The organism is Pseudogemmobacter bohemicus (assembly GCF_003290025.1).
Classification (GTDB): Bacteria; Pseudomonadota; Alphaproteobacteria; order Rhodobacterales; family Rhodobacteraceae; genus Pseudogemmobacter; species Pseudogemmobacter bohemicus.
In genome coordinates this window covers 985,767-998,498 of the sequence record NZ_QNHG01000002.1, presented here as the reverse complement: position 1 = coordinate 998,498, position 12,732 = coordinate 985,767, and the positions used below count along the sequence as shown (strand labels likewise).

At 63.7% G+C, this 12,732-nt stretch carries 12 protein-coding genes; 7 read left to right on the top strand and 5 right to left on the bottom strand.

The genetic code is table 11. The features are described from left to right. Nucleotide 1 precedes the first annotated feature (1 nt). From gshB to rsmI, 3 genes are all read right to left on the bottom strand, one after another. Nucleotides 2-946, bottom strand: a complete 945-nt coding sequence (gshB, locus tag DRF71_RS12680; protein WP_112310869.1) for a glutathione synthase — start codon at nucleotides 944-946, stop codon at nucleotides 2-4. A gap of 84 nt (nucleotides 947-1,030) precedes the next feature. Further along, nucleotides 1,031-1,390, bottom strand: a complete 360-nt coding sequence (locus DRF71_RS12675) for a YraN family protein (protein WP_232831484.1) — start codon at nucleotides 1,388-1,390, stop codon at nucleotides 1,031-1,033. A 76-nt stretch (nucleotides 1,391-1,466) separates the two neighbouring features. Next, a complete protein-coding gene (rsmI, locus tag DRF71_RS12670; RefSeq protein WP_112310867.1) occupies nucleotides 1,467-2,360 on the bottom strand; it encodes a 16S rRNA (cytidine(1402)-2'-O)-methyltransferase in 894 nt (297 codons plus the stop codon). Between the two features lie 101 nt (nucleotides 2,361-2,461). Here rsmI and DRF71_RS12665 point away from each other — a divergent pair, with 101 nt between their 5' ends. Genes DRF71_RS12665 through murJ form a run of 3 tightly spaced genes read left to right on the top strand, consistent with a single transcriptional unit; the run spans nucleotide 2,462 to nucleotide 8,059 of the window. Then, a complete protein-coding gene (locus tag DRF71_RS12665) occupies nucleotides 2,462-3,637 on the top strand; it encodes a penicillin-binding protein activator (protein WP_112310866.1) in 1,176 nt (391 codons plus the stop codon). A 46-nt stretch (nucleotides 3,638-3,683) separates the two neighbouring features. Continuing rightward, the gene (locus tag DRF71_RS12660) at nucleotides 3,684-6,470 is read left to right on the top strand and encodes a [protein-PII] uridylyltransferase (RefSeq protein WP_232831526.1); all 2,787 of its coding nucleotides are present in this window, start codon (nucleotides 3,684-3,686) and stop codon (nucleotides 6,468-6,470) included. A gap of 38 nt (nucleotides 6,471-6,508) precedes the next feature. Continuing rightward, on the top strand, nucleotides 6,509-8,059 hold the full coding sequence (murJ, locus tag DRF71_RS12655; protein ID WP_112310864.1) for a murein biosynthesis integral membrane protein MurJ: 1,551 nt from the start codon (nucleotides 6,509-6,511) through the stop codon (nucleotides 8,057-8,059). Between the two features lie 3 nt (nucleotides 8,060-8,062). On the opposite strand, the gene DRF71_RS12650 is transcribed toward murJ, so the two are convergent. Both DRF71_RS12650 and DRF71_RS12645 read right to left on the bottom strand, forming a co-directional pair. Beyond that, nucleotides 8,063-8,908: an EamA family transporter gene (locus DRF71_RS12650; RefSeq protein ID WP_112310863.1), complete on the bottom strand. Its 846-nt coding sequence runs from the start codon at nucleotides 8,906-8,908 to the stop codon at nucleotides 8,063-8,065. 150 nt (nucleotides 8,909-9,058) lie between these two features. Next, on the bottom strand, nucleotides 9,059-9,748 hold the full coding sequence (locus tag DRF71_RS12645; protein WP_112310862.1) for a rhomboid family intramembrane serine protease: 690 nt from the start codon (nucleotides 9,746-9,748) through the stop codon (nucleotides 9,059-9,061). An 88-nt stretch (nucleotides 9,749-9,836) separates the two neighbouring features. Between DRF71_RS12645 and trpS the strand changes: the two genes are divergently transcribed. The 4 genes from trpS (at nucleotide 9,837) to DRF71_RS12625 (ending at nucleotide 12,697) form a co-directional block, all read left to right on the top strand. Then, nucleotides 9,837-10,883, top strand: a complete 1,047-nt coding sequence (gene trpS / locus DRF71_RS12640) for a tryptophan--tRNA ligase (protein WP_112310861.1) — start codon at nucleotides 9,837-9,839, stop codon at nucleotides 10,881-10,883. A gap of 152 nt (nucleotides 10,884-11,035) precedes the next feature. Continuing rightward, nucleotides 11,036-11,446 (top strand): hypothetical protein, encoded by a 411-nt coding sequence (locus tag DRF71_RS12635; RefSeq protein ID WP_112310860.1) that lies wholly within the window; start codon nucleotides 11,036-11,038, stop codon nucleotides 11,444-11,446. After that, nucleotides 11,443-12,369, top strand: a complete 927-nt coding sequence (locus DRF71_RS12630; protein ID WP_112310859.1) for a hypothetical protein — start codon at nucleotides 11,443-11,445, stop codon at nucleotides 12,367-12,369. Before DRF71_RS12635 ends, DRF71_RS12630 begins: the two co-directional genes overlap by 4 nt. After that, nucleotides 12,350-12,697 carry a hypothetical protein gene (locus tag DRF71_RS12625; RefSeq protein ID WP_112310858.1) on the top strand — a complete coding sequence of 116 codons (348 nt, stop codon included), beginning with the start codon at nucleotides 12,350-12,352 and terminating at the stop codon, nucleotides 12,695-12,697. Before DRF71_RS12630 ends, DRF71_RS12625 begins: the two co-directional genes overlap by 20 nt. The last annotated feature ends 35 nt before the right edge of the window (nucleotides 12,698-12,732 follow it).

Sequence of the window (12,732 nt, the reverse complement as noted above, 5' to 3'; positions counted from 1 at the left end):
CTCAGCCGGCCCGCTTCGCCTCGATCACCTGCCAGATGCGTTCGGCGGTATTGGTGCCGTCGAAGCGCTCAAGCTCCTGGATGCCGGTGGGGGAGGTCACGTTGATCTCGGTCAGCCAGTCGCCGATCACGTCGATACCGACAAAGATCTGGCCATGCTCGCGCAGGGTCGGGCCGATGCGGCGGCAGATCTCAAGGTCGCGCGGGCTGAGACCGATTTTCTCCGGTCGCCCGCCGACATGCATGTTCGATCGCGTCTCCCCCGCCTGCGGCACCCGGTTGATGGCACCGACCGGCTCACCATCGACCAGAATCACCCGCTTGTCGCCTTTTGCGACGGCGGGAAGGAATTTCTGCACGATCATCGGCTCGCGCGACATCGAGGTGAAGAGTTCGTAAAGCGAGGAAAGATTGCGGTCATTCTCGTCCAGACGGAACACACCGGCACCGCCATTGCCGTAAAGCGGCTTAAGGATGATATCGCCATGACGGGCCTTGAAGGCGCGAATCGTTTCCAGATCGCGCGCGATGGCGGTCGGGGGCGTGAGGTCGGGGAAACGCAACACGAGGAGCTTCTCAGGGAAATTGCGCACCCAGAACGGGTCATTGACCACGAGGGTTTTTGGCTGAATCAGGTCGAGCAGATGCGTCGTGGTGATATAGCCCATATCAAAAGGCGGATCCTGCCGCAGCCAGACCACATCGAAATCGGCAAGATCAACCTCCGTCTCCGGGCCGAAACTGATGTGATTCCCCTTTTCCCGGCGCAGTTCGATCCATTGGCCGCGCGCCATTACCCGGCCTTCAACAAAGGCCAGCCGGTCCGGCGTGTAGAAAAACAGCCTGTGCCCCCGGCTCTGCGCCTCAAGAGCGATTCGGAAAGTGGAATCGGCGTCGATATTCACCGATCCGATCGGGTCCATCTGAAGGGCGACCTTGAGTGCCATAACATGCTCCGGCTGTTCTGCCCCTTTGATGCCGCAAGGTGGCAGCCGATGCAAACCCGTCTCTGATCGCCCGCCCTTCCGGGGTCAGAGAAAAAACGCGGCCTCCGCTATGTCGATGCGACCCAGACCATCGACCAGGGCCAGATCAAAGCGCATATCCACGATTGTCATCGGATCGCGCCCCGCCAGGTGGGTATCGTAAAGATATTCCTCGGCGCAGGCCCCCAGCCTGCATTGTTGCGCGCGGCCGAAATACCCCGCTGCAACGTCATGGTTTTTTGCACTTTTGACCTCGATGATTGCGAGATCGTCACCCTTGCCAGCAATGATATCCACCTCACCTGCGGCGCCGCGCCACCGTCTGGCGAGAATCCGGTAGCCGCGCATTTCATAGTTGCGCGCGACGGCATCTTCGGCAGCCTGACCGGTAAGATGGCTGCGCAATCCCCGTCTTGCCCTTGCACTGATGGCCGGGGCGAAATCATCTGAAGCAAAATCGAGAGGCATCGGTTTCCCCGCATCAATCCGGTTTGCGGCTGCGCGCGAGGGCCATCTGATAGACTTCGCGGCGCGGCACATTAAGAGATTGCGCTACAAATGCTGCGGCTTCCTTAACGCGCATGCTTTCCAGTGCCAGATCAAGCGCTGCCGCGATGGTTTCCGGCCCGGCCAGTTCCGGCGGGCCGCGATCCACAACCAGCACAATTTCGCCTTTTGGGTCCTGATCGCCAAGACAAGCCAGCACCTCCGGGAGACTGCCGCGCAGCACTTCCTCATGTTTCTTGGTCAGTTCGCGACATAGGGCGACCAGACGATCCGGGCCACAGATTTCAATCAGCTCCGCCAGGGTCTTGCGGATGCGGCGGGGCGATTCGTAAAGCACCAGTGTCGCGTCGCCGCGCGTCGCGCCAGCCAGAAAACGCTGTCTTTCCCCCGCCGCAGTCGGGGGGAAGCCAGCGAAAAGGAAGCGGTCCGTCGGGAGGCCCGCGACAGTCAGCGCCGCCAGGAGCGCCGAGGCGCCGGGCGCCGCCAGCACCTTCGCCCCCGCCCCGACCGCCGCCCGCGCAAGGCCAAAGCCCGGATCCGAGATCAGGGGTGTCCCGGCCTCCGAGGCATAGGCGACCGATTTCCCCCCGGCCAGCAGGCCGGTGATCCTGGCAGCTATGCCTTTCTCGTTATGGTCATGCACCGCGATCAGCGGTCGTCCCTCCAGCGCGATGCCATGGATCTCCATCAGATGCCTGAGCGTCCGCGTATCCTCGGCCGCCAGCACATCCGCCCCCGCCAGCACATCCAGCGCCCGGAGCGTGATATCGCGCGCCGCCCCGATCGGAGTGGCAACCATATGCAAACCTGGCTCGATCCGACCGGCGGAGGGCCGCCAGCGGGAAGAATTTTCCGAACTTCCCACCATCTCTTCCTTCCGCCCGCGTTTACTTCGATCCTGGAAACAACTAACCTCTGCACTGTCGCCGCACCCCGGTCAGGGGGGCTGTTCCCGCGTGAGGAGACCTGATGTTGTCCGCATTCCGTATGGCCCGCAAGTCCCTGGGCCGGTTCCTTTTTGTCTTCTTCGCGCTCTTTGCCGCCGCCTGCGTTCCGCAAGGGGGCGGTGGCGGGGGCACACCGGGCAAGGCCGATCGCTCGAAACCGGTCCAGGTGGCTTTGCTGGTTCCCGGCGGCTCTGGCCAGGCCAGTGACCAGATCCTTGCCGACAGCCTTACGAATGCCGCGCGCCTCGCCGCCGCAGATCTCTCCGGCGTCAAAATCGACCTGCGTGTCTATCAGACCGGCGGCAACCCGTCTCAGGCTTCGGCCGCCGCCATCCAGGCCGCCAGCGAAGGCGCCGAGATCATCCTCGGCCCGGTCTTCGCCCAGGAGGCCAATGCCGCCGGCGTCGCCATGGCCGGCAAAGGGATTAACGTCCTCGCCTTTTCGAACAATGTCGATATCGCCGGCGGCAATGTCTTCGTCCTTGGCCCGACCTTCGACAATGCCGCCCGCCGCATGGCCTCTTACGCCGTGAAACAGGGCCGGGGCCGCATCATGATCGTGCATGAAAGGAACACCGCAGGCGAGGCCGGCAAGCGCGCGATCCAGCGTGGCATCTCGGCCTCGGGCGGCACCGTCGTCGCGGTTTCCTCTTATGATTTCAGCCAGCAGGGCGTGTCTTCCGCCGCCCCCGGCATCGTCGCCACCGCGCGCGAAACCGGGGCAGCCGCGCTGTTCCTGACCGCCGATACAGCCGGTGCGCTGCCGCTTCTGAGCCAGCTGCTGATCGACAGCGGGCTGGACCGCAATGCCGCAAAATTTCTTGGCCTGACCCGCTGGGATGTGCCGGCGCAGACCCTGGGCCTGCCGGGCGTCCAGGGCGGCTGGTTCACCCTGCCGGATCCCAATCTCTATGCCCAGTTCCAGAGCCGGTATCAGGCCTCTTATGGCACGGCCCCGCATCCGATTGCCGGCCTCGCCTATGACGGGATCGCCGCCATCGGCGCGCTGGCACGGCAAGGGAATGACCTCTCGACCGGCTCGCTGACCCAGAATGCGGGCTTTGTCGGCGTCTCGGGCATTTTCCGGCTGCGTGCCAATGGCAGCAATGAACGCGGCCTCGCTGTCGCTGAAATCCGCAACAATCAGGTGGTCGTGATTGACCCTGCTCCCCGCAGCTTCTCCGGCGCCGGGCTCTGATCCCGGTCCGCGCAAGCGGGCGGGACAGGGCGCAGGCACGGCCAAAATCCCAGAGACAGACAAGGCAGCCGGGTTTGTCCCGGCTGCCATTCCGCTTTTGCTGCCCGAGGAGGCGATCATCGACACGAAGGCGGTGACGGCGGCGATCCTCGCGGAGCTTCCCGCCGGGTTTGACGGCAAAAGCAGCCGTGCAATTGCGGTCAGCCATATGGCGGCCGCGAAAACCCGCGCCAATGCCGCGCTGGCGGCAGCCTTCCGCGACCATCCGACCGAGGCGCGGCCGCTGATCTCGGCCCAGGCCTGGCTGACCGATCAACTGGTGATCATCGCTTTCACCATCGCGCAAAAGCTGCATCCGGTATTGCTGCCGACCGATGCCGAACGGCTCGCGATTCTGGCGGTCGGCGGCTATGGTCGCGCGGAAATGGCGCCGCATTCCGATATCGACCTCTTGTTTCTGACGCCGATGAAGACCACGCCCTGGGCGGAATGCGTGGTCGAGAGCATGCTCTACATGCTCTGGGATCTGAAGCTGAAGGTCGGCCATGCCGTCCGCACCATCCGCGACTGCATCCGGCTGGCGCGCGAAGACATCACCATCCGCACCGCCATGGTGGAAAAGCGCTTCATCACCGGCGATGAGGTGCTGGCCGCAGATCTTGCCGAAAAGCTCTGGTCGGAACTCTTCCGCAAGACCGGCCCGGAATTCATCGAGGCGAAACTTCAGGAGCGCGCCGAGCGCCACCGGCGCCAGGGCGGCCAGCGCTATGTGCTGGAACCCAATGTCAAAGAGGGCAAGGGGGGCTTGCGCGATCTCCAGACCCTGTACTGGATCGGCAAGTATCTGCACCGCGTCCAGAAAGCGGCGGGCCTCGTCAATGCCGGCCTCTTCACCCGCGAGGAATATGAGACCTTCCGCGCCGCCGAGGATTTCCTCTGGGTGGTGCGCTGCCATCTGCATTACATCACCGCCCGCCCCTCGGATCAGCTGACCTTTGATTTGCAACCCGAGGTCGCCCTTCGCATGGGCTATAAGGATGCCGGCGGGCGCCGGGCGGTCGAGATCTTCATGCAGGATTACTTCCGCCACGCCACCCGGGTGGGCGAGCTGACCCGCATCTTCCTGACCGGGCTTGAGGCGCGGCATGCCAAGCGCGAGGCCTCGCTGAAGGGCCTTTTCAAGATGACCAAGCGGGTGCGTCCGGGGTATCGTCTCGTTCAGGGCCGGATCGACGTGGTCAACCCGGCGGACTTCCTGAAAGACAAGCTGAACCTCTTGCGGGTCTTTGAGGAAGGGCTGCGCACCGGCTATCTCTTGCACCCCAATGTCATGCGCCTCGTGACCGCAAACCTCTCGCTGATCGACGACGAGATGCGCGAAGACCCCGAGGCGGCGCGGATCTTCCTCGACCTGCTTCTGAAACACGGCAATCCGGAACGCAGCCTGCGGCGGATGAACGAGCTGGGCGTCCTTTCGGCCTTTATCCCCGAATTCGAGCCGATCGTCGCGATGATGCAGTTCAACGTCTACCACTCCTATACGGTGGACGAGCATATCATCCAGTGCATCTCGACGCTCGCGCAGATCGAGCGGGAAGAGCTGATCGAAGAACTGCCGCTGTCGTCGGAAATCCTCAAGGCCGGCGTGAACCGCAAGGTGCTTTACGTCGCGCTTTTGCTGCATGACATCGGCAAGGGGCGGCCCGAGGATCACTCGATCCTTGGCGCCCAGATCGCGCGACGGGTGGCGCCGCGGCTGGGGCTGAATGACGAGGAATGCGAGACGGTCGAATGGCTGGTGCGCTGGCATCTTCTGATGTCCGACATGGCGCAAAAGCGCGATATCGGCGATCCGCGCACTGTGAGGGACTTTGCCAAGGCGGTGAAAACCCGCAAGCGGCTTGATCTGCTGACCGTGCTGACGGTCTGCGATATCCGGGGCGTCGGGCCCAATACCTGGAATAACTGGAAGGCGATGCTGCTCAGGCAGCTGCACCAGGCCACAGCCGAGGCGCTGGAGGCCGGGCTGGAAACCGTCAACCGCGAGAACCGCGCCGATGAGGCGAAGCGCGCTTTGCGCGAGGCGTTGCCCGACTGGGATGCCAAAGACCTGCGCACCGAGACACAGCGCCATTATCCGCAATACTGGCAGGGGCTGGAGACGTCGACTCAGGCTGTCTTTGCACGGCTTTTGCTGGGCATCGGCGATGACGAGATCCGCATTGATCTGGAACCCGATATCAGCCGCGACGCCACCCGCGCCTGTTTCGCGCTGGCCGATCACCCGGGCATTTTCTCGCGGCTCGCCGGCGCGCTGGCCCTGGTCGGCGCCAATGTGGTCGATGCCCGCACCTATACGTCAAAGGACGGCTATGCCACGGCGGTGTTCTGGGTCCAGGACGCCGAGGGCCATCCTTACGAATTGTCGCGCCTGCCCCGGCTGCGGCAGATGATCGAAAAGACCCTGCGCGGCCAGGTCGTTGCCCGCGAGGCGCTGAAAGATCGCGACAAGGTGAAACGGCGCGAGCGCGAATTCCGCTTCCCCACCCATATCACGATAGATAACGAAGGCTCGGATATCTACACGATCATCGAGGTGGATACCCGTGACCGCCCGGGCCTGCTGTATGATCTGACCCGGACGCTGGCGAATAACAACATCTCTATCGTTTCGGCGGTGATCGCGACTTACGGCGCCCAGGTGGTCGATACATTCTATGTCAAAGACACGTTCGGGCTGAAACTGCACGAAAAACGGCGCCAGGAAGCGCTGGAGAAAAAGCTGCGCCAGGCGATTTCCGACGGCGCAGAACGGGCACAGGCCCAGGGCTGAACGAGAACAGATCGCAGGCGCGAGGAGCAGATCCCGAAATGAAACCGATCCGGCTGGTGGCGGGGTTCCTCACCGTAGGCTTCTGGACGCTGATTTCGCGCGTCGCGGGGCTGGTGCGCGATATGTTCATGTCAGCCTATCTGGGTGACGGGCCGGTCAGCCAGGCGCTGATTGCGGCGCAGTCGCTGCCGAATATGTTCCGCCGCCTCTTCGCCGAGGGCGCCTTCAACATGGCCTTCGTGCCGATGTATGCCAAAAAGCTTGAGGCCGGCGAGGATGCCAATGGCTTTGCGCGCGACGCGTTCTGGAGCATGGCGGCCTTTCTCGCGGTGTTCTCGGCGGTCTGTATCGTGGCGATGCCGGTGCTGGTCTGGATCCTGGCGGCTGGCTTCGAGGTGGATACCCGCTTTGATCTGGCGATCACCTATGGGCGGATCGCCTTTCCCTATATCCTCTTCATCTCGCTGACCGCGCTGCTTTCCGGCGTGCTGAACTCGATGGGGCGGTTCCTGGCAACCTCGGCGGTCACCGCGCTTTTGTCGCTGACGATGATCGCCGGCATGATCCTTGCCCGCCGGTTCGGCTGGGATATGGGCGTGACCCTGGCCTGGGCGATCTCGATTTCCGGCGTGTTGCAGCTGGTCGCCGTCTGGTTCGCGCTGAAACGGCTGGGCTTCTCGCTGCCCTTTCAGCTGCCGAAATGGACGCCTGAACTGAAGCGCCTTGCCATCATCGCCGCGCCGGCAGCGCTGGCGGGGGGGGTGGTGCAGGTCAATCTCGTGGTCGGCCGCCGGGTGGCAAGCTATACCGACGGCGCCATGACCTGGCTCTACAATGCCGACCGGCTTTACCAGCTGCCGCTGGGCGTGGTGGGGATCGCGATCGGGGTCGTCCTGCTGCCGGAACTGTCGCGCCGCCTGCGTGCCTCGGATGCCGAGGGCGCGCGGTTCAGCTTTTCACGCGGGGCGGAATTTGCGCTTTTGCTGACCATCCCGGCCGCAGTGGCGCTGATCGTGATCGCGCGCCCCATTATCGGCGTGATTTTTGAGCGCGGCGCCTATAGCGCCCATGCCGCCGACAATACCGCACTGGCGCTTGCGGTTTACGGCGCCGGACTGCCGGCCTTCGTGTTGCACAAGGTCTTGCAGCCGCAATTCTATGCCCGCCACGACACCCGCCGCCCCTTCAATTATGCGGTGATCTCGATGCTGGTGAACCTGGTTGTCGCGGTGGCGCTGATGCCCTTTATCGGCTTCCTTGCCGCTGCGATTGCAACCTCGGCCTCGGCCTGGATCATGGCAGCACAACTCTGGCTCGGCGCGCGCAGCATGGGGGTCTCGGCCAGCCTCGACGACCGTTTCCGCAGCCGCCTGCCCCGGATTCTCCTGGCCGCGCTGGTGATGGGGGCGGTGCTGCTTGGGCTTTTGTGGCTTATGGGCGATGCGGTTACCGCAAAGGGCACGCGGACGCCGATGTTGCTGGTGCTGGTGCTGGCGGGGATGGCGAGCTACTTCCTCGCCGCGACGCTCACCGGCGCCATGAGCCTTGCTGATCTGAAATCCTCGCTGCGGCGCGGCAAGCGGGCCTGATCCTCAGCGCGCCGCGATGGCGCGCTGGTTGATCATCAGCGAGGCAATCACCACCACCACGCCCAGGACCTGCAGCGGTTTGGGCATGATCTGCAGCAAGGTGGCATCCACCACCAGCGCCGTCACCGGCGTAAGCAGGATCAGCGGCATGATGGCGACCGCCCCCGCCGCCTCGATACCGCGAAACCACAGCAGGAACGGGATCCCGGTCAGCACGATTGCAAGGATCACGAAGGCGAAGATGTTCAGCCCGGATATCGGCCCCTGGAAATCGCCGATGACCAGGGCCACGAGGGTCAGCTCTACCCCGCCGATCAGCAATTGCCAGGCGGTGAACGCGGTGATGCTGATCCCCGGGCTGCCCCAGCGGCTGAGCATCACACCGCCAAGCGAGAGCGCCAGCACGCAGCCCAGCATCGCCGCAACCCCGATCCCGTCAATCGCGGCGCCGTCTTTCAGCACCACCATGGCAACGCCGGCAAGGCCAAGGATCACCGCAAAGAATTGCAGCCCGCTCGGGCGCCGCTTCAGGATCGCCCATGCCAGCAACAGCACGAAAACCGGGCCAAGCGCCTGGAACACCGCCGCCACACCGCCTTGCAGCCGCATCGCGCCGATAAAGAACAACCCGAAGAACAGCCCGACATTCAGCGTCCCCAGCACGATCAGCCTGCCCCACCAATTGGCCGGAGGCAGCTCGCGGCTCAGCAGGAACAGGAACGCCGCACCGCCAAGCGCCCGCACCGCGCCGGCCATTTCCGGATTCGGCGGCAGCCAGCGCCCGGCCAGCAGATAACTGAAGCCCCAGAGAATGGTGCAGATGGCGGCTCCGGCCCTTGGCCCGATCATGGTTCTGTCCTGTGGCGCTGAAAGTCTCGCCTTTCTGTCGCCGATCCCCTGCATTGGCGCAACCGACCGGGGCGCGCAGCCGCCAGGCCCGCCGCGCACCATCGGGGTCTGGCTCGCGCGCAAACGCGCCGGCCATTCATCTTGCGCGCATCATCTTGTCCGCAAACGCGCACGGAGCCGCGCCCAGCCGCCCGGGCTGACCAGGAAAGACAGCGCGAAACCGGTGACAAAGCCCGCGATCTCGGCGATCCATTCATAGCCGCCGCCGAACAGCACGCCGAAGATCAGCTGCACAAACAGCAGCATCCCGATCAGCGTGAAGGCGCGGTAGCCGTTTGACCCCGACCCGATCAGCTGCACCCAAAGCAGGAAGGTAAACGCCCCGATCAGCCCGTAAACGCCGCTATAGGCGCCGATCAGCGGGTAATTGTCGTAAGGCACCAGCCAGATGAAGGCGAGGGCCCCGGCCCAGCTGGACCCGAAAAACACCAGCGCGACCGCCCACCAGCGGAAGACCTCGCCCACCATCTTGCCAAGTGCCAGCAGCAGAACCACGGCAAACAGCGCGCTGGTGGTGCTTTGATGGATGAAGGCAAAGGCGCCAAACCGCAAAGCCAGCTCGTCCCAGACCTGGTTGATCCAGAGATAGGCCGAAACATTGCGCGCCACCGCGTAATCCATGATCGCGCTCTGGCGCCAGCCAATGCCATTCGGGCCACCGATCACCCCCGCCTCCGCAAGGCCCAGAACGATCTCTGCCGCGATCATCGGCAGCGCCAGCGCCCAGACGATCCAGGGCAGCCGGTTCAGCGGACTGGCATTCGGGTCGGTATCATACATTGTCACGGCATCCTTCCGGGCGCGATGTTGACGCCCCTTCTGCGAAGGCTTACGCCGTGCAGGTCAGTTTTTCCAGACGGAGCGCATCATGGCCTCGCAAGCTGCCGCCAATCCAGGCTTCACGCCCAGGATCTTTTCCGGCATCCAGCCCTCGGGCGGCATGACGCTGGGGAATTACCTCGGCGCGCTGAAGCGCTTTGCCGAGAAGCAGGATGAGGGGATCGAGACGATCTACTGCGTCGTCGATATGCATGCGATCACCGTCTGGCAGGATCCCGAAAAGCTGCGCCATCAGACGCGAGAGATCACGGCGGCCTATCTGGCAAGCGGGATCGACCCGGCGCGCTCGATCATCTTCAACCAGAGCCAGGTTTCCGGCCATGCCGAACTGGCCTGGATCCTCAACTGCGTTGCCCGCATCGGCTGGATGTATCGGATGACCCAGTTCAAGGATAAAACCGCCGGCAAGAATGCCGAGAATTCCTCGCTGGGTCTCCTGGCATATCCCTCGCTGATGGCGGCCGATATCCTGCTTTACCACACGACCCAGGTGCCGGTGGGCGAGGATCAGAAACAACATCTTGAGCTGACCCGCGACATCGCTGCCAAGTTCAACCATGATTACGGGGTGGATTTCTTTCCGATCACCGAACCGCTGATCGAAGGGTCGGCCACCCGCGTGATGTCCTTGCGCGACGGCACGAAAAAGATGTCGAAATCCGATCCCTCGGATGCCAGCCGCATCAATCTGACCGACGATGCCGACACCATCGCGAAAAAGATCCGCAAGGCGACCACCGATCCGAACCCACTGCCCGACACGCTGGACGGGCTGGACGGGCTGAAGGACCGGCCCGAGGCGCGCAATCTCGTCAATATCTATGCCGCGCTGGAGGGCGTCAGCGCCGAGACGGTGATCCGGGAATTCGCCGGCGCGCAATTCGGCACCTTCAAGCCGCGGCTGGCGGATCTTGCGGTGGCGAAGCTCTCGCCGATCACCGAGGCGATGAACCGCTATATGCAGGACCCGGCCGAGATCGACCGCATCCTTGGCGAGGGTGCCGCACGCGCAGATGCCATTGCCAGCCCGATCCTTGCGAAAACGAAAGAGATCGTCGGCATGATCGGCCGCTGAGCCAGCCGCAGAATGTGGCAGGGAGACCCCCTGCCACAGGAGTTGCCCGCCACAGGGTTTTGAGGCCACAGGGTTTGCAGGCCACAGGGTTTTCTGGCCACAGAGGCCCGGAGCGATTTCATGTCCTCACTCCCGCGCCTCCCCGGCTGGCTTTGACCCTCCTTGCCCTTGCCTCATTCTCGACCTTTCTCCGGGCGGGCTGGCAGGTGCTGCAAAACCCGCTGGCGAAGCCAGTGCTCGGGGCCGCAGCCGGCCACTATGCTGCAAGGCGTGAACTGGCCACAGAGCGGGCGGCCACCCCGGAAAGCATTGCAGCGCGGATCGCTGCGTTGCTTGACGAGGAGGACCACAACCGGATCGCAATCGAGGCGCTGGAGGATCTGGCCGAGAGCCGGGGGATCGCGCTGCCCGATGATCTGAACCCGCGGATAAACACCCTCCGCGAGGAAGACAACGGATGGCTCGTCTGGGGTGAAGGCTGCGCGAAATGCACGTTTGGCAGCGACGCCTGTTCGCTCAACCATGCGCTGATCTGTTCCGCTCCGGTCTCTTCGGCGATGTGATCGACCTGAGCACTGCCGGTCTGGACTGGGCGCGTGGCGAAGAGGTGGACTACTTTTCAGCCGGCCTTTCCGTCATCGGCCTCGGCTCGACTGCGGCCACGGTGGCGACGGGGGGAACCTCCTATACGATCAAGATCGGCGCCTCGGTGCTGAAACTTGCCCGTAAACTGACCCTGCTGTCGCCCCGGCTGATCGGTATCCTGACCGATGCGGCGCGCCGGGGAATCCGCTGGAACGAGGTCGCGAAATTCGACACCCTGAGCGATCAGGGACGGATCCTGCGTCCCGGGGTCTTCCGCCCCTTCCTCGCGGTTTCCTCCGATCTTGGCCGTATGAACGCGAGGCTCGGCGCGAGGGGCACGCTTCACATGATGCGCTTCGTGGACGGCCCGGCCGAGTCCAGCCGCATCGCGATTGCCGCCGAGCGGATGGGAATGTGCAGCATCGCCGCGATGGCGGTGCTGGGGAAATCCCGTTTTATGAAGGCAACGCTTCGCTGGGGGGATGAGGTGATCGGGGTGATTGCAGGGCTTGTCAGCTTTCTGACAGCGCTGACCCTGGGACTGTTCGCTGGGCTGATCGGGGGGGGTGAAGACGCTTTTCTTCGCCGCCTTGCGAAAGGGCCTGCGGAAAACGGCGCGCTGACCGCGCTGTTTCATAAACCTGAATCCCTTTGCCGTCAGGGTCTGTGCAGGTTCGGGTCCTGTCCCCCAATGCGCCAGGAATGGGCGGTATCCCCTGCCGGGCCGTTCTGCGCGCCACCTGCCCGTTCCGGCCCCCGCGCAGAAACCGCGCGGGGGTTCTTTTTCCCGATAAAGCCAGTATTTGCCATTTACCCCGCAATCCGCCTCTCCCATGATCGAACTGTACCAACAACCTGCCGCGCCATTGCGGCTATCCCCCATGAAAAAGACAGGATTTGACCGACTGGCCTGTGAGGTCTGCGCCAAATACGGTTTTTGCGGCTCTGGCCATACCGGGACCTTCGTGCATGTCACCGATTTCCTGCCCGAATCCGGCCCGGTAACCGCAGAGCAATTCACCGACTGGCTGCTGATCGCCGATGGCTATGACCCCGAAAGCCAGGCAGAGGTCTTTGAGAAATTCAGGGCCATCTTCCGCCCCATATTCATAAAACACATGGGCGCGGACTGCGTGGAGGCCGGGCTGCTTTACTATTCCCCGGGCAACAGCGACGGCTTCTTCCATCCGCGCCGCCGGGCCCGGAGGCGATCCAGGCCCGGCACCTGACCCGCATTCGGCCAGGCTGGGGCAATCAGCGAAAA